Here is a 19,294-nt window from a genome sequence, read left to right on the forward strand (position 1 = left end):
TACACCCAGTAATTAGAATGTACAACAGACTATTTAATACATGACGATATGGTGCATGAGGCATTCCTTTGCACCGTTTGGATTTCTCCTCAGAATCGACACGGACGCGCTCCCGGTTCTAACGCAGTCAGAGATACAGCTAATTTTCAGTCATGGCTTAGACAATGACCTAATCGCAATATGCCTGATAAGCATCTTCAGGGGTGTCAAAATATGGTTGACTATTAACTGTGGTTTGCGCTCGGAACCTAGTATAAGGCAACACAAATTTTCTCACCAACCATCAAGAACAGCCTTGTGAGCAATAACTTTTAGCAAAGTACGATAAATTCGGAGACGTTTTGTTGAAAGTTGACTCTCCAAGTACTGTTCAATAGGTGCAATAATGGCTAAACCACCTTTAAACCTATGACTGATTATAAATACCAAGTCGGTGGCAGTTTGACAGTTAATGCACCTAGTTATGTTCAAAGACAAGCAGATACCCTGCTTTATGAGGCTCTCAAGCAGGGAGAGTGTTGCTACATACTGAACTCTCGACAAATGGGTAAATCCTCTCTGCTTGCAAGTACAAAACATTGCTTGGAACAAGAAGGATTTAAATGCAGTAGCATTGATATGTCGATTATTGGTACTTCACATATCACCCCACTCCAGTGGTATAAGAGTGTAATTGGTGATTTATGGTTAGGTTTTAATTTATTAAGTAAAATCAATTTAAAAAGTTGGTGGCGTGAACAAGAAGATATATCTTTACTGGAAAGATTAAGGTGGTTTATTGAGGAATTATTACAGCTTCATTTTCCTGGCAAACAATTATTTATCTTTGTTGATGAAATTGATAGTATTCTGAGTTTGGATTTCTCAGTTGATGATTTTTTTGCACTGATTCGGTTTTGCTATAATCAACGAGCAATCAATCCTGAATATAAACGTATTACCTTTGCTATTTTCGGAGTGGCAACTCCATTAGATTTGATTCAAGATAAAAGACGTACATCATTTAATATTGGTAAATCAATAGAACTTCAGGGGTTTAAGCTACAAGAAACTATCCCTTTAACAAAAGGATTGGAAGGAAAAGTAGTAAATCCAAAACTTATTTTAAAAGAGATATTAGCTTGGACTGGTGGACAACCATTTCTTACTCAAAAGCTATGTCAAATTGTGGCAAATGAGAAATGGGAAGATAGAGATAAATTACTAATGAACAATTCTCAATTATTTGTTAGTAATTTAGTTAGATCCCGTATTATAAATAATTGGGAATTTCAAGATGAACCGGAACACTTAAGAACTATAAGCTCCCGTCTTCTAGAGAACGAGCAAACGGCAGGAAGATTGTTAGGAGTCTACCAGCAAATTTTAATGGGTGAAGAAGTCACAATTGATGATATTAGAGAAAAGAATGAGTTAATTTTATCGGGTTTAGTTATTATATGTCAAGGGAAAAGTCAAATAAAAAATAAAATTTATCAAGCTATATTTAATTTAGATTGGGTTACTAAAAACTTAAAAAATCTCCGTCCATATTCTCAAAATTTCAAAAGTTGGGTTGATAGCAATCAGCAAGACAACACTCAATTATTAAGAGGCATGAAATTAAAACAAGCAGTAGCTTGGTCAGAAAATAAAAAACTTTCTAATATAGATTATCAGTTTATTGCTATTAGTCAGCAGTTGGATAAACAAGAAATTGAAATAAATTTAACCGCCGAGAAAATTGAATTAGAAAAAGCACAATTTACTTTGGCGGCTGCAAAGGAAGCAAATCGAATTTTAAATCAAGCTCGAAAAGCTGCTAAATTAAATGCTGTATTACACTTTGGTAAACCGTGTATTGTCAGCTTTGCAATTGGTATTACTAGTTTTATTACCCTGCTACGCTTCATTGGTTTATTGCAGGGAATGGAATGGAATATGTTTGACAGATTTTTGCAACAACGACCCCAAGCAGGAATTGATTCTCGTGTTGTTGTAATTACAATTGATGAACCAGATTTACAAAAAATAGGACAATACCCCATACCTGATAGTATTTTGGTTAAAGCGCTCAACAAATTGAAAATTTATCAACCTAAATTAATTGGGTTGGATTTATATCGAGATTTGCCAGTAGAACCAGGGTATCAAGAATTAGTAGAATTGTTCAAAGCTACTCCCAATCTTATTGGTGTTGATAAAGTTGTAGGCACTAAGGTTGCACCACCAAAAGTATTAGCTCAATTAAATCAGGTGGGTTTTAGTGACCAAGTATTGGATGGAGATGGTAAAGTACGTCGAGCCTTATTGACAGTGCGTTCATCACAGACGTTGGCGCGATCGCCAAAAAATCAATTACGGCAGAGTTTGGGTTTACAATTAGCATTACAATACTTAAAAGCTTTTGGTATAACTCCCCATCCTGATCCGGAAAATCGCCATCATATCCAGCTTGGCAAAGCCTTAATAGTACCCTTGCAGCCCTTTGATGGAGGCTATGTTCGGGCTGATACTGGAGGTTATCAAATTTTACTTAATTATCACGGCACAGAACAAAACTTTCAAAGCTTCTCCATCACAGATTTGTTGCAAGAACGGATACCAAAAGAAAAAATCCAAAATCGTATTGTCTTAATTGGTGCAACAGCTGAAAGTATTAATGACTTTTTTCAAACACCTTATAACAATCGCTTATTGGGGTCAACAAAACAAATGCCAGGAGTATTTATTCATGCTAATATTACCAGCCAAATATTAACCGCAGCGCTGCAAGGAAAAGGAATGCTGCGAACTTGGTCTGAGATATGGGAGAGCTTATGGATTTTGCTTTGGTCTGGGATAGGAACATTAATTGCTTGGCGGTTAAAATCACCTACACAATTAATGTTTGTCGTCACTAGCACTGGACTAGGATTAATTGTGTTTAGTTATCTGGTATTTTTACAAGGTTGGTGGATTCCGATTATTCCTCCATTATTGGGATTAATACTTGCTCCGATTATTTTACCTATGTTTGCAACTAAGCAGCTTGAGAAAATCCAACTCCAGCAAACTCTCAAGTCACTACTTGCGGTTGCAAAAGAGCAACCTGCTGCTGGAAAAATTGCGATTGAATATTTCAAACAAGCAGAAGGCAAAGAAAATCAGCAGTTGATAGACAAGATACTACAACAAAATAATTACGAATTATTTTAATTGGGTATTCTTAAGTTCAGCTTTTCTAACTTTCTCTATGGCCATAAGCATTTCATACCAGTATCCTCTCTGTGCGTACCAGTTTGCTTGACCAATGGTAGTCAACTGGCTCAACTCCTTATCAACTTTAGTCGTTTTTGCAACTCGTTGTACCCAACCTTTAAATATAGGATCGTCTGGTTGCACAGTTTTTCCACAGACAACTACTAAAGACCATTCGTAATTTTTACCTACGGTTAACGGCGTTTTTTCTTTGGGTTGAGTGAAGCTAACAATTCCTCCACTAGCAGTAATAGGTAAAAAAGTTCTTTGATAATAGTTACCTGTTTCATCTCTAAAAGTCAGCAAAACCTTCTGTGCTGAAGTTTTGGGTAAGGAAATGAATACGGGAGGATGATCTTGGAAGGTTAACCCAAAGTTATGTTTTGGCATTAAAGGTTTAATAGGCTGTTCATTCTCAGAACACCTCAGCCCATCACGAGAACCTGCACCAACAGTTTCACTTTTTGGTTTTGGCTCTCCAGGTGGTTCAAAAGTCTCTTGAAAAACGAATTGCTCTGGTAGGTTGGCTTTTGGTGTGAGTGATTCTGATTGCGCCAAACTGGGTAAGGCAAACATCAACAGTTGTAAAGATAAGCCAACAGTAAAGAATTTAAATTGATATGAGGCATTATTTACGATCATTTTCTGAAATGTCTGTGGTTGGTTGTGATTTGTCAGAGTTCAGGTGTTATTTTTTAACAAAGTTGGAGGGTTTAAGTAAAGAGCTTCTAAGCTGTTCCACATTTAAATTGCATAAACTGGGCGGGCAAGATGCCCACCCCACAAGAGTTATATTTAACTAGTTCCGTGGGTTTAAGTCCCCCGGCTCTAAAATCGGTAAGTTTTGTGTTGGGGTTAAATCCCCATTACAAAACTTAATTACGAATTGCGAATTGCGAATTGCGAATTGCGAATTGTTTTAAGCCTCCCTGATTGTGAGTCAACGCCAATTTCCTACCAGTACAAACCCAGACCAATAATAAGGATGTTTGTACTGAGAAGAATTTAATAGAGATAGTTGTGCTTGACGCAGTGCTTCGGCTTTGCTGACCACCTTCTGGGTAAGCAGACGGTAAAACTCTGCTATCAAGTCAGCAGTTGATTTGTCTTGTACTGACCAGAGGGTTGCTAAAGTACTCCTAGCACCAGAACGGATAGCAATTCCTGCCAATCCTAAAGCAGCGCGGTTGTCGCCTTTGGCAGTTTGACAAGCGCTAAGAACTAATAGCTCAATTGGTTGGCGTGGAGCATTTTTGCTCAGTTTTGAAGATGCACCTTTTAACCATCTATCTAAATCTTTAACATTAATCCGGTCTTCCCAAGTTAAAAGAAATGTGTCTTCGGCTTTGGAGCTAAATTCTCCGTGGGTGGCAAGATGAACTATAGAAAAGGGAACTTTTTCTATTTGCTTTTGGACGTTGGCGCGAGTAAATTTTTCATTAAGCAGTACTTGTGTATGCACATAGTTTGTAATTTGTTTAATTTCTTGTTTGACACCAGGTAACTCAGCAAAACCTTGACGTGCTGCTGCTAAACCCGCAGTTAAGGCTTGAAATTGTTGCGGAGGAAAATGGCGAGATTCTAACAGTTGTAAACCGGGGGTCAATGCTATGCTGTACTTTTGGATGATAAACTGTTGGCGATCGTGGAGAACTGCCATTGGTATACTGCGTAAAAAACCATCCAAGACAAATACTAAGGTTTTAATCCCCTGAAGTTCTATCTGTTTTTGGGCAGGACGTAATAACCAATCATATAATTTTTGGGCAGAAGGTAGTACCTCGTCAGGCAAGAAAGCAAGGTTTAAAGACTGGCGCAGTTCATCAAAAACCTTTAATTCTTCTTGTGATGAAAGGGTTGTTCCATAATGTTGCAAAGGTCGTCCAGGAAGAGAAACAACTACCTCTAAGCGACGTTCTAGCAAAATTGGGTAAATTACTGCTGCTTTTGAATCAATTTTATCTATTGCTTGCGGTTTATAAGTTAAGCAGGTTTGGCGGAAGAAGTTTTCTAACTCTGCTAATTGCAGTGCCTCAATTGTCTGGCGAGATTTCTCTAAGTGTTGTTGCTTAATGATTTGTGGCAGGGTGTCTACATCTTGTAAAAGTAATTGTACTAACTGCCGATACACTGGTTCAACTTGATCGCGGAAAGAAAACTGCACTTCCGGATTCATTTGGATTAAATCTTGACGCAGAGATGTTAAGGAATCAACAGCTTGTTCGTAAGCAGTAATTGCTGTCTCAATATTCCCTCTAGCTTTCTCGATTCGTCCTTGCTGCCACAACCAATTGACAGCAATATCATCTGCTTGTATTGCTTGTGCCAAAGATAATGCTGTTTGGGTGAGAGTTAAGGCTTCTGAGAATTGCTGAGTTTGTTCGTAGAGATGTCCTAATTCTCCTAAAGCATAACTTTGCGCTCTGGCATCTGTTAATTCTCTGGAATGTTGGACTGCTTTTGCCAAAAGTTGAGCAATGTCTTTTGTTTTTGATGATGACAGTTTCATCCAACTTGCTGCTAAATTAACTTGGGCGTAAATTCCCCAACGGCTGGGAGGAAGATTAGCAAGACGTTCTTGAATTTGGGGTAATAATATTAGTGCATCTGGATTTTGATCAGTTTTTATTAAAAGGCTGAGTTGGTTGAGGAGTGCTTCTAATTGAGTATGTTCGCCACCAATTGCGCTTGCTTGTTGATAAAATTCTAGGGCGGCTTTAAAATTTTCCCTAGCTCTAGCTGTATTCCCCAATCTTAAAAAGGTTTCCCCAATATCTGCGGTAGAATTTACCAGCTTGGCGATCGCTAAACTTTGCGATAATATTTGTTGCGATCGCTCTAAATCTCCCACTACTTGCAGAGTTACCCCTAAACTCCGCAATCCTCTAGCTTTTAGGAGATTATCAGGTAAAGCACCAAGGTCTTGATTGATTTGTTCTAGTTGCCTTTGGGCGCGACGATACTCTCCCAACGTTTGCAATGCTTGGGCTTGGTTAATCTGCGATAACACAATCCCTGTTACATCCTTGAAGGAACGATAGATTTTCTCAGCTTGCTGCCAAGTTTCTAAGGCTAATTCCGGTTGTCCAGTGTTAAATTGTAAACTTCCTTGGGTGTTGAGGACTTGGGCGTAAAGGAAGGAATCATCCACTGTTTTTAGGATATTCTCAGCTTGGGTGATTAGCGATCGCGCTGCTGACCACTTGCCCAAGTCTTGATAGGCGATCGCTAAATAGTTGTAACTTAATACTTGATAGTGCTGCTGTTTATTTTGCTGAAATATCTGGGCTGCTTGTGACCAAATTTGTGCAGCTTCTACCAACTTCCCGGCATCATAAAGTTGTTTTCCTTGCTCAATTAAGCTGACTGGGGATTGAGTTGGGGAAGCAGAATACTCGGCGGTGGCTGGTAAAACAGTTGTTATTAAGAAAAAGATTAGTAGGACTAAAATTAGGTGACGATGAATACGCATAAATAGTCATAATAATTTCTATTTTCTATTTGCAAGATGATGTTATTAACAGCCTAAATTTAGACCCTATGAAAGAATCGTACTTGTTTTTCTATGTCAATATATCATTTTTATACTTTTTTAAAACATCCAATTTGTTGTTAGTCAACCAATTTTGAAAATATGGATGCAGAATTAAAATAATTCGTAATTCGTAATTACGTTTTGTAACGGGGATTTAACCCCGACACAAAACGTTCTGCCCTTCAAAGGCTAGGAATTAAACCCCGAAACTTTGTTAAAATATACAGGTACGATTTAGTAATCAAGCATGAGCATCTGAAAAATATCTAATTTGCATAACCAAATTAAACATAACTCTTGTGGGATGGCTAAATATTGATGGGTGAATCGGTCACGGTTGAGCCGATAAATTCCCACAATCACTTTTATTTCTCCCACCATCAGGTTGTACTTGGGTAGTGTTTGCCACTAATTCTACCTGTCCTTGTTGATTAATTATCCATCCAGTAGCTTCTAGTAATGGTGGTTGCTCTTTTGCATCTGGTACTTTTCTATTGCTGATTTGCCCTGATTTATTTGGGGAATCTGCACCAATTCGCATATCCTGCAAAACTATCTGACCACGCAATACTTGACGGGGATCTTCTGGTAAACCCCCCCGTCCACTAATCACAAAATTTGCCTCTTCGTTGCTGGGACAACCAGCCACAATTTGATTTGCCGGATCGGTAGGCACAGAAGGCAATTGAGCTAATCCTCTAGAGGGGTCAACATCTGGGGTATTGATATTAATCGTGCCATTGATGCCTAATTGAGAACTGGCGGTGATGTCACTATTTGGGGTGAGTTCGTTATTAACCTGTAAGCCAAAAATAGCTTGACTAGTAATGTTGATATTCCCACCATTACCAGCAAAAGCATTGGCTGTGATATCGCTATTTTCTTGGGGAACAGCAATAATAAATCCACTATTAATATCCATATTGCCGCCATTACCACCACCACTATTTTCTGTTCCTGCACGGGTGGAAATTTGACTATTATTTCGTAAAAGTAGGTTATTGGCTACTTTGAGGTTGATGTTACCTCCTTGTCCCGAAACACTCGTAGCAGTGATGGAACCTTGATCGAGGAAAATTGAACGGGCATCAATATTAACATCTCCAGCATTGCCTGTTCCTAAAGCGCTGACAGATATTGTTGCGCGATTGCGGATATTTAAGTCACCATTGGGAATGTTGATATTAATGTCTCCCCCGTTTCCCGCAGCAGTTTGAGCAGAAGAGGCAAATAAGCCTGAGCCGAAACCCTGCTGAGAGGGGTCAATTAAATCAATGGATTTTAAAGCATTAACTGTTAAATCCCCAGCTTTTCCAGAACCAAAGGTAGTAGTAAATACCTGTGTGCCGCCTTTGGCTGTGAGTTGACGGGCTGTTAAGTTAACATTGCCAGATTGGGCATTGGTTAATGTTCCTGCACCGATGAAAGAGTTATCCAAATCAAAAGTATTACTACTATTGATATTAATATTCCCCCCCTGTCCTTGACCCAAGGCGGTAGTACCAATTATTCCACCATTCCGGGCGATAAAATTTGGAGTTTCAATTACAACATTGCCAGCGCTACCTTCACCTGCGCTAACAGCAACGATTCCCTGGTCAAAGTTATCAAGCCTGAGAGTACCTGCAAAGGCTGGATTGATAATTTTTTCTTGCAAGTTTGCAAATCCTTTACCAGCAACTTCTACTGATTGGGTGGCGTTGATAGTAATATCGCCTCCGTTACCAGCCGCAGATGTGGAAGCGTTAATTCTACCGTTATCTAATTGCAGCGTGCGGGTATTAATTGTCAGCGCTGCCCCATTGCCTTGACCAAGCGTAGCGGTGGTGATTTCTCCCCCTTGGTGGACAATTAACTGCCCAGTCGTAATATTTAAAGCCCCAGCATTACCACCCGTCGCATTAAATGAACCCGTTGCGATCGCACTAGGAAGACTACTATTATCTGCAAAAGTCCCCACCACTTCTACCCCATCGGTAGCGTTGAGAGTTAATCTTCCTCCATTCCCCTCTGCTGTGGTTGCTGACGAAACGATGGAACCATTACGGACATTTAGTTGTTTAACTGATAAATTTAAGTTGCCAGCATTACCCGTACCAGCTAGCGCCGTTGCATTGATTATCGACCTACCGGTGAGGGTTACGTTGTCAGCGTTGATTGTCAAATTCCCGGCTTGCCCTGAACCAGCTGTTGCTGTTTGAATCCCGGCAAAATTCTGCAACAATATTTCTGTTGCATTAATTGTTAAATCTCCGCCATTACCTGACACTGGGAATGTAGTAATTCCACCTGCATCTCGAAGCACTAAGCGCCCAGTGTTAACCGTCAGTTTGCCAGAGTTACCACTTCCGAAAGCATTTGTGCTGATACCTACTCCTGTTCCTCGTATAAGTTGGCTCACCAATTGGCTAGGGGTAAGTATTGGGGTTGTGGGTTGACGACCGATAAGTTCTACGGATTCTGAGGCATTGATTGTTAAATTTCCGGCATTACCCGTTGTGTTTGGGTCAGTTCCAGTACTGATCGCAGTTGCTTTAAATGGGAAGAAAGCTGTTGGATCTTGGCTAATACTCAACCGACGAGCATTGAGAGTCAAATCCCCAGCATCGCCGCTAGCACCAGTAGGAATATTTACAGCCAACGCCGCATCAGAATTTGTACCAATATCGCTTGTCCGCATTACTACATCATCTGTAGCATTGAGGATCATATTTCCCCCTCGACCTTTACCCCTAGCAAGAGCAAAAATAGATGTAGTGTCGAGAAAGATTGAGCGGGCGGTGAGGGTAATGTCATTGCCTCTACCAGCACCTAAGTTTGCATTCACAATGCGAATATTTTTACCAGAGAGGATATTACCACTACTAAATGTAATTTTTCCTGGTGTGTCTCCAATCGAAGCGATATTACCTGAACGAGGAAAGTCACCTGCGGCATTGAGGCTGAGATTACCTGCGGCTAAGAATGAAATGTCTCCTGCTTGCAATAAGGCATTAGCTAACACATAATTAGTAGTTGTAATTCCACCTGCGGTACTTTTGATAGTGATGTCACCGCTATTTATAGAGTCGGTGATATTGGGTATATTGAAAAACCCACTAATTAATCTACCAGTCGTAATATCATTGATCGCGTTTAGGGCAATGTCGCCACCATTGCCGCTACTTTTTGCAGAAATGATGGATGCATTGGTAGTATTAATTTGACTGGTTTGCCCAAAGGTTCCTGATGTGATAATTGCATTCCCGCCATTGGTAAGGATTTGGGAGCCTGAATTCATAAAAAACTGTGCTACTCCAGGATCTCTTTCGGTAGCGATCGCATTTTCATCATTAATTTTAGCGTTAAAATTACCACCATTGAGAATGATACTGCGGTTGGGAGCAATGGTGAGCGATCGCCCTGCTTCTAAGTTAAGATTATTTGCCCCAACGCCAGTAATATCATCATCAACAGTGATATCATTATTAGCCTGTAAATTGACATTATTTAGCCTTAACAATTGGCTTAAACTTTGACCGCTAACAGTACCCCCTGGTTGAATAAGAATATCTTTCGGCTCAAGCAGGAATGTACCAAAACCATTTACAGCGCTAGTATCCACAGTACCAGCAAATTCCACCCTGCCACCTGATATTTCCACAAAACCACCGTTCCCAGAATTGTCACCACCACGGGCGCTAATATTACCCTCAAAACGGGTTAGATCATTTGCTTTAATAATTACAGTGCCGCCATTGCCATTTTTGAGAGCATCAGTGTTAATATTGGCATTATTTAATAAGCTCACCTGATTTCCTAAAAGCTGCACAGTTCCTCCTGGTACAGTCAAAGAACCTGTACTGATGATCTTATCTCCCTGTAAAGTCAGATTTTGCCCAGTACCTAACGTTAAATTTCCTGCTACATTAATCTCTGCTTGTTGTTGGTGTAAGGCATTAGAAAATAAAACTTTTGGATTAATCGTTAGTAAATTACTATTTTGCGGTTCTGTTGCACTAAATAACCCATTTTCTCCTAATTTAATTGCATTCGCAGTACTAGCTAAAAAAGAACCTGCAATATTTAATTGGGCATTTTTACCAAAAATAATCCCATTCGGATTAATCAAAAATAAATTTGCAGCCCCATCCACACCTAATGTCCCAAAAATCTTAGATATATTATTTCCTGTAACCCGAGTGAGAATGTTACTAATACCCGCCGGATTAGCAAAATAAACCTGTTCCCCTTGATTGATATTAAATTCTTGAAAACTATGAAAAAGATTACCACCACGAATTGCACCTCCGCCGATTAATTCACGAGTATTTTGAGGGGTAATCGTAGATTTTTCGGCTCCCAACGTGTTATCGGGTATTATTTGAGCATTAACTGGGTTAAAACAGGTAAGAGAATAAGTAAATATATTACTGAAAAATAATATTGCGGAGATTTTAATATACTTAGAGTACTGTCTAGAAATGTTTTTTAATTTCAACATGAATTAACTGGTTTTTTTATTTGAAAGCTACATCACCCTGACTTGTTTATTCAGTCGAGGTACTTGTTGGTTACGAACGAGCTATAATTGCTGTATTATTAATAAAGTAATCACTAAAATACTCTCTATACAAACCACAACTAACTGTTGCAGTTTTATTTTCTAGATATATCAGTCCCAAACTTTTTAATTTAAATGCTACTTCTTGCTCTAAAATTATAGGTGCAGTTGACTTAATAACCTGTTGAAAAACTTCAAGCAAATCATGACTTTGCAGAAGTGAGTGTAACTGATTGTGCAAATGTTCGCTAAAAATTCCAGTATCATTTGTGGCATCTTGTAGTATATTGTCCACAGGAATTTGATGTTGAACGCTATGATAAAACGCCAGTCGCACCAAATAAGGAAATCCTCCTGTAAGCGCCATTAATTGTTCAAATTGCAAAGCTGTCAGTTGGAGTCCATGACGTTGTGCTAAATCCTCTACCTGCAATGTTGTAAAAGAAGGTAAATCAATTGCTAATCCTACATTAAAAGGAGATTTGTTAATATCTAAATTAATATAAATATCGGTAGATTTAATAATTAAAACTCGTAATTTCTGCCAAATTGATATATCTCTTGTTTCTTCATACCATGAGCGTAATAGCCCCAAAAAATCACGAGTCAATTGAGGATATTCAAACAACTTATTCACTTCATCTAATGCTAAGATAACCGGAGTAGAGATTTCTTGTAACACATACCCTTGAAAATAGATAGTACAGTTCATCAAATCACCCATATCCTCGTCCCAATATTCCTCTAACTTTGACTTGATTCCTAGCTGATAGGTAACATTAGCACAGAACCAGCGTAAAAATTTTTCTAATGAGCTAAAAACTTCTGTTTCAGCGCGATGTAAACTTAGCCTAACAGTATGATAATTATGCGAACTACCATAAGCAAGGATTCTGGTCATTAAAGAAGTTTTCCCCATCTTTCGCGGCGCTTTGATGTGGATAAACGCACGAGGTTGGAGAATTACTTGATAACAGACTTGTTCTAAGTCCCGTTTAATATATAAAGTAGAAGAAAGCGGAACTTGTCCTTCTGGAGGTTCTAAAACTATCTTTTCCTGCATCTGTGTAGGCTGAGATATTGTTTGCAAACATGAACTGTCTAATCGTTGCTCTAGCACAGCACGACAATTAGTTCGATTAACTTTCTCGCCAAGAGTATTAGAAAGTAGTTGCCACAATTTAGGAGCAACCAATTGCCTGATATAATTCTCCGAGTAGTTGTTTTCTATAGCAATTTGGGCATAATTTTTTTTTGTTTCTAAGAGAGATGCTGACAAAACAGCTTTTTGGATAAAAGAAAGTGATTTCCCTGTCTTATCATTAATTAATGCTTCCGTCAATTGGATAAATTGTTCTATGCTCCTCATCTCTCTTAAAAACCAAAGATGTTTAAAGTTCTATTTTTTTCATATCAATTTTTTCAAAGCAGTGGCGCAAGGCAAGACATTGCATTTCTACACATTGCAATCTCAAAACACAGATAAAATCCAACTTGTATAACTATGAATTACGAATTAGTATTATCCATCATTCTACAAATCAGAAATATTCAATGCTCCGTTTTTCCTCAGCCATTGCTTTTGTTGAGCAGTTAACCCCATCGCATCGGTAAACAAAGCTCCTTTAACACGAGAACCGGAAAAATTTACTCCCTCTAATTGAGTATTTGTAAAGTTTGCGTGTCTTAAATCACTATCACTCAAATTTGCTCCATTTAGAACTGCCTCCTCTAAGTTGGCGTTAAATAAAGAAGCTAACTTTAAATCAGCACGACTCAAGTCTGTATTAAATAAACAGGCTAACTCCAAGGCAGCTTGACGTAAAATTGCATCACTAAAATCTGCATTACTCAAGTCAGATTTAATTAAATCTGATTCTGTTAAGTCAGATCCTTTTAAAATAGTATCCTGTAATTGCGCTCCTTCCAAATCAACTCGTCGTAAAGAAGCAGCAGATAAAATCGCCCCTTCCCAGTTGGATTGACGAAGATTAGCATCATCAAACTTAGCGCCAGTCAAGTCTGTAGCTTTGAGACTGGCTTTAAACAAATTTGCCCCAGTTAAGTCTGCTTGAGTCAAACAAGCATTTTCTAAATCAGTATTTGTTAAATTTGCCTCTCGTAGGCAGACAGAATCAAGCTTGGCATAATTCAAGTGAGCATTGGTTAAGTTTACTCTAGTTAGATTAGCGTGACTTAAGTTTGCCCACAGTAGACTCACATTTAATAGATTTGCGTTTTCAAAATTAGCTTTTTGCAAGTCTGCTCGATTTAAGTCTGTCCAAACCAGCATGGCATAACTTAAGTTAGCCTCACTGAGATTGGCACTACTGAGGTTAGCATAGCTAAAATCAATACCATTAAAATCAGTACCATGCAAAGAAATCTGGCTTAAATTCAGGTGTTGAAAATCTCTTTCCTTCGCTGCATAACGTTTGATAAGTTCTTGGGCAATCATTATCTTGAGCAAGTTTGAGTAAGTGGGCGTGAAAAATTAAAGGTTTATAGCGAGCGCATCCATATCTTAAAATAGCGCTGGAGCCTATCACTACGAGTCAATTTAATTAATTTTACATTGCGTAACATAGTTTGATTTATTCTTGCCCACTTACTTAAAAATAAACTACTGCTTACAATAATTTGTCTCCTCATATAATAGTGCTTAATAAATAATTTATATTTAATTTTATGTAACATAAGTTTAAAAAAATATATTAAAAATATGAATTTTATTTATTGACAATTTAATTGAAAATATGCTGCTAGCTCAGATTTATGAGATTAGATATTCAAAAGTATAATAGTTATGTATTGACAAAAAAGATGTGTGAAGCAATTAGCTAAAATATATTTGACAGCAGAGATAAATATATGAAATTTATGTGCTTGTTTTATTTTTAGTGAAAGTGTTTAAATAGATTATTCAAATAAGTTTTGACAGTAGTTACAAAATTTCCTTCAAATAATTATTGAATGGCGCTTATATTTTCATGAGCTTACATTTCAATGCAAAAACCTCTGCTTCTGTATGAAATTTCTCAATTTCATGCAAAAGAAGAAGAAAAAATGCCCACCCCACAAGAGATTCATTTTTTTGAGGATGCAAATTAAAAGATTTTTAGTTTAGCTGTCCAACCGAATTAAGAGTTGTGCTGTTTCTATAAATATTTTGATAATAGGATATTCAGTAAATCACTACTTTCTATCGTTGGAGACAACAAAAATAAATCCTTGAGATGTACCACAGTTAATTTTCATGCTTGGGAATAATGCTTACTTTACCTAACTTTCAGGCTTAACTGAACCATATTGGGATATCGCTCTTTAGAATGAATCTTTTAGCTCTCGATCCACTATGGGCAAAAACCTCTGGCAGCCCACAAATTTGCATTGCTGTACTCGACGGACTGACTGATTTGAAGCATCCCTGTTTCCTGGGGGCAGATTTGACCCAGCTACCGACGCTGGTTAGTGGGGAGGCAAATCCTGATGGTGAGATGTCTCTGCATGGCACTCATGTTGCCAGCATCATCTTTGGTCAGTCGGGTAGCCCTGTAAGGGGAATTGCCCCTCAATGTAAAGGATTGATCGTTCCGGTGTTCGCAGATGAAGGACGGCAGCTGTCCCAACTCGATTTAGCCCGGGCGATCGAGCTAGCCGTCAATGCAGGGGCGCACATCATCAACATTAGCGGTGGGCAACTCACTGATGAAGGTGAGGCAGAAGGATGGCTTAAGCGATCGGTGCAGCTAGCTATAGAAAAAAATGTGCTGATTGTCGCAGCAGTAGGCAATGATGGCTGCGCTTGTTTACACGTTCCGGCAGCCTTGCCAGCCGTGTTAGCGGTTGGGGCAATGGATGACCAGGGTAAACCGATGGACTTCAGCAATTGGGGCGAAAGTTACCAAGCTCAAGGTATTTTGGCATCGGGCGAAAATATCCTGGGGGCAAAACCAGGAGGCGGAACTACTCGGTTGAGTGGAACTAGTTTTGCTACGCCGATCGCAACGGCAGTGGCCGCGCTGCTATTAAGTTTGCAAATTCAGCAGGGCGAAACCCCCGATCCGCAAAAAGTTAAAGCGGCGTTATTAAATAGTGCTTTGCCCTGTTCACCGGCCGATACCTCCGATCCACGTCGTTGTTTGGTTGGCAAACTCAATATCTCTGGAACTCTTGAATACTTATTTGGAGGAACTGTGTCAGATACTTTGTCAGTAGTCGCTGCTTCTGGCTGCGGCTGTGAAGGGACCCAACAAAGCCAGGTTGAATCATCCGATCGCCCTGTTGTTGATGACTTAATGGATGTTGCATCACTGACGCAGACAGTTACAGTCGTGGAACCTGCCGCAGCCCTTGCCGCCGCACCTGTAAACCAGTCTCAATCGGCTGCAAGTTCAATCGCTCCCTCAAGCTCTATCTCCTCAGCCACGCCATCCACTCACTCAAGGACTCAACAAGTACCCACCATGACTCAATCTACCTCGTCGAACTTTGTCACTGCTAGTCAAGCTCCTAGCGAAATCGCTGACAGTCAACTTGTGTATGCTTTAGGGACGCTTGGCTATGACTTTGGCTCTGAAGCAAGGCGAGATTCCTTCAAACAATTGATGCCCGCCTACAACATTAACGGGATTGTGGTTCCAGCAAACCCTTACGATGCAAGGCAGATCGTGGATTACTTGGCGGCAAGTCCTTCGGAATCGCGATCGCTAATTTGGACATTGAACATCGAGTTGACCCCAATTTATGCGATCGAGCCGCAAGGAGCCTTTGCGCGAGACACCTACTCCGTCTTACAAGAGCTATTGGCAGGGCAAATTCAGGCGGAAAGCAGCGAAGAATATGTAGAACGGGTGAGTATTCCGGGAGTTTTGACCGGGCGCAGCGTCAAGCTATTTTCTGGACAGGTTGTGCCGCTGCTAGCACCACAAAACCCGCGAGGAATGTATGGCTGGAAGATAAATACACTCGTATCTGCTGCTATACAGATGGTGCAAACCACCGTCGGAGATGCCCAAGAAGACCCGATTCGGCGCACGTTAACTAGTTTCCTCAATCGGATTTACTACGATTTGCGAAATCTCGGCACCACGTCTCAAGATCGGGCGCTTAACTTTGCAGCGACGAATGCGTTCCAGGCGGCTTCGACGTTTGCTGAAGCAGTAGCAACAGGGATGGAACTAGATAGCATCACCGTGGAGAAAAGTCCCTTCTGTCGGTTGGATAGCGATTGTTGGGATGTGAAGCTGAAGTTCTTTGACCCGGTAAACAGTCGTCGTGCCAAGAAGGTGTTCCGGTTCACGATTGATGTCAGTGATCTGATTCCGGTAACACTGGGCGACGTGAGAACCTGGTCTACACCCTATTGATGACGGGGATGGGGTGATGGAGAGGCGAAAGCAGACAGTCTTCTTCTATAGGACTTACGCAAAATGACCAAAAAACGAACCGCAGAGGACGCAGAGAACACAGAGGAATAAGAGTTTGAGAGAGTTTTTGCGTAAGTCCTGTTCTATAAAGAAGCGGTCAGACCCACCGACTGAGCAATGGTTCGACAACGGGACATAAACCAACCACAAAACGGAGAATCGAACTCATGGACAAGAAAAACCTGATGCCGCAACCCGCCCAACCCGTCAACCGGATCGGAACCGGACAACTGCCTCCAGAACTGGCAGAACTATCTGAAGAAGCTTTGCAACTGCATAGCGATGAGTCTTCTAATGCATCTGTACTAGCCTCGATTCAGACGGAAACTCCTGGTACTATTTTTGGTTACAGGGCGTGTTTGAGGGTCTGTTCTTATGATGGAGACGAGGAGTAGGGCTTGATTCTACCACGTCCTTTCATTTCCCTCAAATCTCTCTTTTCCTTGTCTGGGAGCCTAATTCGTAAAGAATGAATCCCTCAGCAATTGCCCTCATCTGGGGGTTTTCCGTAAACTTCGGTTTAGAGGCAGACGAGGATGAGGAAAAGGAGTAACTAAGGGAAGTGGGAGAGGCTAAAATACGTTTGTTTTCCCGCTTCCCAAAAATAAATCGCTTGGCAATGGACATCAACTAACTACAAATAGGAGAAAACTCTCATGGACAAGCAAAACCTGATACCGCAACCCGCCCAACCCGTCAACCGGATCGCAACTGGACAGCTGCCGACTCAACTGGCAGAACTGTCCGAATTTACCCTGTCCCAATTTGCTGATGCCGCTATTAATGCATCTGTACTACCATCGGGTATGAGTTTGGAAAATTTGGATCATAGGGACTCGATGGCAGGCCAGATGTGTTCTTATAACGGAGAGGACGCGGAGTAAGTTCCTGATCCATCCCAGAGTCAATTTCCCCTCAAAACTACTTTTCCTCCTGTTGTTGAGCCTGGTTTGAGCGGATGAATAGCGAGGCTTTTGCCCGGATTATTATGGGGATGGGGAGATAAAGAAATGATTGAAAGCTCACTTCGTTTCCTTGCTTCGGTGATAGTGCGATCGCTCCCTACTTTCGTGACACTCTTTTATCACCCCGTCTCCCCATCCCCACACAGTCTTCTTTCCCACAGGAAGCGGTAGACTCCCCGATACAGCAACGGCTCGACAACAGGACATCAACCAACCACAAAAAAGGAACCCAACCATGAAACTTCCTAAACAATCCCCCCCCATCAAACGTCCCGATTTAATCCAGCCACATGAAGCCGTTGATGTAGTTCACGGCAGCGTCGAAGAGTTGGTTAACATTCGGATAAGATTGCTGCACGGCGCAAACTTCAATGATCCGGCAGGGTTTGGATATCGCAGCTATAACCAACTAAAAACTTCTGGCTTTGGATGCTTTGATTCTTTCGCTGGCATGGCGTTTCTCTAAATTTTTCTCTTGATAAACCACAATAGCAGCGAAAAAAACAGCCCCGAATTAGCCGCTTCAGTCTGTGCTGGATTTTGATGGAAAGGAGATTAAGCAATCCTGCCCACTTGAACTTAACCTCTTGACTCCCCTGGCTTTCTCTGCTTAACAAAACTCATCTTCATGCAACTACTTTGGAGGAACACTATGGCTGATAATACCGTTAAATTTGGTGACACCTTTTATCTCAAGCACTCAACAGATCAATACATAGTTGCTGTTGGTACCGGGACATACAACTGGCCACAGTTAGGAGACAAGACGGGAAAAGTGAAGCTTCAACTTCTAAGTAACGAGGGTGAGGTAGTTAAATCGCCAAGTCGCATCAAAATCAAAACGAAAGAACCTTTAAAAGATAATAATGACATTTTGGGGGCTTTTGCCGATAGCCACGATTGCTACTATTCGCAAGATGGCTGGAATGAAGACAAACAGAGCTGGGTAATTACCAAAGTTTCTGGTGAGGCAGGTTCAATATGCTATGGCGATCAGGTTTACTTCACCAACTGTTCCTACACTAATCAAAACCTGTGTGCTGATAGCGATTATGCCGGCTACATCACGACAGCAGAGAACATTAAAGATTGGTGGATTTTGGAAAGTGATGCCCCTGTAATTACACAAGTGGGTCCAGTAGGCAGTTCAATCTCTGCTACCGATTTTTTAATTCAACCCAAAAACACAACCGCAACTAAGATTAAGAGTATCAACGTGAGTGCGAACTGGGCAGTGGACAAGATTCAAGTCGAATACGAAAACCCTGTAACGAATCCTCCTGAAGTTTATCTTTCCGAAGCATTTGGCGGGGCAGTTGATCTCAGCACATTTGCTTTAGCCGCAGGAGATTATCTCACTTCTGTTTCCGGAACGTGGGGAGCACAAACTTCTACCTATCCTAAAGAGGATATTATCAGCATTCAATTTCATACCCATCAAGGCAATCAATCTCAGGTGTTTGGCGGAGCTAATGACCAAAAGCAGGTAGAGCCGTTTACACTGGGTGCGCCTGAAGGCTCTGAAATTATTGGTTTCTTTGGCGCTTCTGGCAACAATCGAAATGTTCTGGTGCGATTGGGGATTTACACTCGACCCATCTAA

The 19,294-nt window shown here is 40.6% G+C and carries 12 protein-coding genes; 6 read left to right on the top strand and 6 right to left on the bottom strand.

Annotation, left to right across the window (positions count from 1 at the left end; genetic code table 11):
- Positions 1-408: 408 nt before the first annotated feature.
- Positions 409-3,177: a CHASE2 domain-containing protein gene (locus V7K73_RS16310; protein WP_334881648.1), complete on the top strand. Its 2,769-nt coding sequence runs from the start codon at positions 409-411 to the stop codon at positions 3,175-3,177.
- Here the strand turns inward: V7K73_RS16310 and V7K73_RS16315 are convergent.
- The 5 genes from V7K73_RS16315 to V7K73_RS16335 all read right to left on the bottom strand — a co-directional run bounded on the left by V7K73_RS16315 (position 3,169) and on the right by V7K73_RS16335 (position 13,755).
- A complete protein-coding gene (locus V7K73_RS16315) occupies positions 3,169-3,861 on the bottom strand; it encodes a DUF928 domain-containing protein (protein WP_334881649.1) in 693 nt (230 codons plus the stop codon). The genes V7K73_RS16310 and V7K73_RS16315 overlap by 9 nt on opposite strands.
- 298 nt (positions 3,862-4,159) lie before the next feature.
- Positions 4,160-6,691, bottom strand: a complete 2,532-nt coding sequence (locus V7K73_RS16320; protein WP_334881650.1) for a CHAT domain-containing protein — start codon at positions 6,689-6,691, stop codon at positions 4,160-4,162.
- A 394-nt stretch (positions 6,692-7,085) separates the two neighbouring features.
- On the bottom strand, positions 7,086-11,237 hold the full coding sequence (locus V7K73_RS16325) for a two-partner secretion domain-containing protein (protein ID WP_334881651.1): 4,152 nt from the start codon (positions 11,235-11,237) through the stop codon (positions 7,086-7,088).
- A gap of 70 nt (positions 11,238-11,307) precedes the next feature.
- Positions 11,308-12,666, bottom strand: a complete 1,359-nt coding sequence (locus V7K73_RS16330) for an AAA-like domain-containing protein (protein ID WP_334881652.1) — start codon at positions 12,664-12,666, stop codon at positions 11,308-11,310.
- A 165-nt stretch (positions 12,667-12,831) separates the two neighbouring features.
- Complete coding sequence (locus tag V7K73_RS16335; protein ID WP_334881653.1) at positions 12,832-13,755, bottom strand: pentapeptide repeat-containing protein; 924 nt, start codon at positions 13,753-13,755, stop codon at positions 12,832-12,834.
- An 871-nt stretch (positions 13,756-14,626) separates the two neighbouring features.
- On the opposite strand from V7K73_RS16335, the gene V7K73_RS16340 reads away from it, so the two are divergent.
- The 3 genes from V7K73_RS16340 (at position 14,627) to V7K73_RS16350 (ending at position 17,610) form a co-directional block, all read left to right on the top strand.
- Positions 14,627-16,666, top strand: coding sequence for a S8 family peptidase (locus V7K73_RS16340; RefSeq protein WP_334881654.1), 2,040 nt, complete (start codon positions 14,627-14,629; stop codon positions 16,664-16,666).
- 227 nt (positions 16,667-16,893) lie between these two features.
- Entirely contained in the window at positions 16,894-17,121 is a 228-nt protein-coding gene (locus V7K73_RS16345) for a DUF5837 family cyanobactin class RiPP (RefSeq protein ID WP_334881655.1), read from the top strand.
- Between the two features lie 261 nt (positions 17,122-17,382).
- Positions 17,383-17,610, top strand: a complete 228-nt coding sequence (locus V7K73_RS16350) for a DUF5837 family cyanobactin class RiPP (protein ID WP_334881656.1) — start codon at positions 17,383-17,385, stop codon at positions 17,608-17,610.
- Between the two features lie 138 nt (positions 17,611-17,748).
- On the opposite strand, the gene V7K73_RS16355 is transcribed toward V7K73_RS16350, so the two are convergent.
- A complete protein-coding gene (locus tag V7K73_RS16355) occupies positions 17,749-17,928 on the bottom strand; it encodes a hypothetical protein (RefSeq protein WP_334881657.1) in 180 nt (59 codons plus the stop codon).
- Between V7K73_RS16355 and V7K73_RS16360 the strand changes: the two genes are divergently transcribed.
- Complete coding sequence (locus V7K73_RS16360) at positions 17,927-18,157, top strand: cyanobactin biosynthesis system PatB/AcyB/McaB family protein (RefSeq protein ID WP_334881658.1); 231 nt, start codon at positions 17,927-17,929, stop codon at positions 18,155-18,157. The genes V7K73_RS16355 and V7K73_RS16360 overlap by 2 nt on opposite strands.
- Positions 18,158-18,343: 186 nt before the next feature.
- Positions 18,344-19,294, top strand: a complete 951-nt coding sequence (locus V7K73_RS16365; protein ID WP_334881659.1) for a jacalin-like lectin — start codon at positions 18,344-18,346, stop codon at positions 19,292-19,294.

It is taken from the genome of Nostoc sp. (assembly GCF_036916975.1).
Lineage (GTDB): Bacteria > Cyanobacteriota > Cyanobacteriia > Cyanobacteriales > Nostocaceae > Nostoc.

What these genes read in the sequence shown, in the direction of transcription:
- V7K73_RS16310 (WP_334881648.1), top strand. Translation starts at nt 409, where the DNA reads ATGACTGATTATAAATACCAAGTCGGTGGCAGTTTGACAGTTAATGCA.
- V7K73_RS16315 (WP_334881649.1), bottom strand. Translation starts at nt 3,861, where the DNA reads ATGATCGTAAATAATGCCTCATATCAATTTAAATTCTTTACTGTTGGC.
- V7K73_RS16320 (WP_334881650.1), bottom strand. Translation starts at nt 6,691, where the DNA reads ATGCGTATTCATCGTCACCTAATTTTAGTCCTACTAATCTTTTTCTTA.
- V7K73_RS16325 (WP_334881651.1), bottom strand. Translation starts at nt 11,237, where the DNA reads ATGTTGAAATTAAAAAACATTTCTAGACAGTACTCTAAGTATATTAAA.
- V7K73_RS16330 (WP_334881652.1), bottom strand. Translation starts at nt 12,666, where the DNA reads ATGAGGAGCATAGAACAATTTATCCAATTGACGGAAGCATTAATTAAT.
- V7K73_RS16335 (WP_334881653.1), bottom strand. Translation starts at nt 13,755, where the DNA reads ATGATTGCCCAAGAACTTATCAAACGTTATGCAGCGAAGGAAAGAGAT.
- V7K73_RS16340 (WP_334881654.1), top strand. Translation starts at nt 14,627, where the DNA reads ATGAATCTTTTAGCTCTCGATCCACTATGGGCAAAAACCTCTGGCAGC.
- V7K73_RS16345 (WP_334881655.1), top strand. Translation starts at nt 16,894, where the DNA reads ATGGACAAGAAAAACCTGATGCCGCAACCCGCCCAACCCGTCAACCGG.
- V7K73_RS16350 (WP_334881656.1), top strand. Translation starts at nt 17,383, where the DNA reads ATGGACAAGCAAAACCTGATACCGCAACCCGCCCAACCCGTCAACCGG.
- V7K73_RS16360 (WP_334881658.1), top strand. Translation starts at nt 17,927, where the DNA reads ATGAAACTTCCTAAACAATCCCCCCCCATCAAACGTCCCGATTTAATC.
- V7K73_RS16355 (WP_334881657.1), bottom strand. Translation starts at nt 17,928, where the DNA reads ATGGTTGGGTTCCTTTTTTGTGGTTGGTTGATGTCCTGTTGTCGAGCC.
- V7K73_RS16365 (WP_334881659.1), top strand. Translation starts at nt 18,344, where the DNA reads ATGGCTGATAATACCGTTAAATTTGGTGACACCTTTTATCTCAAGCAC.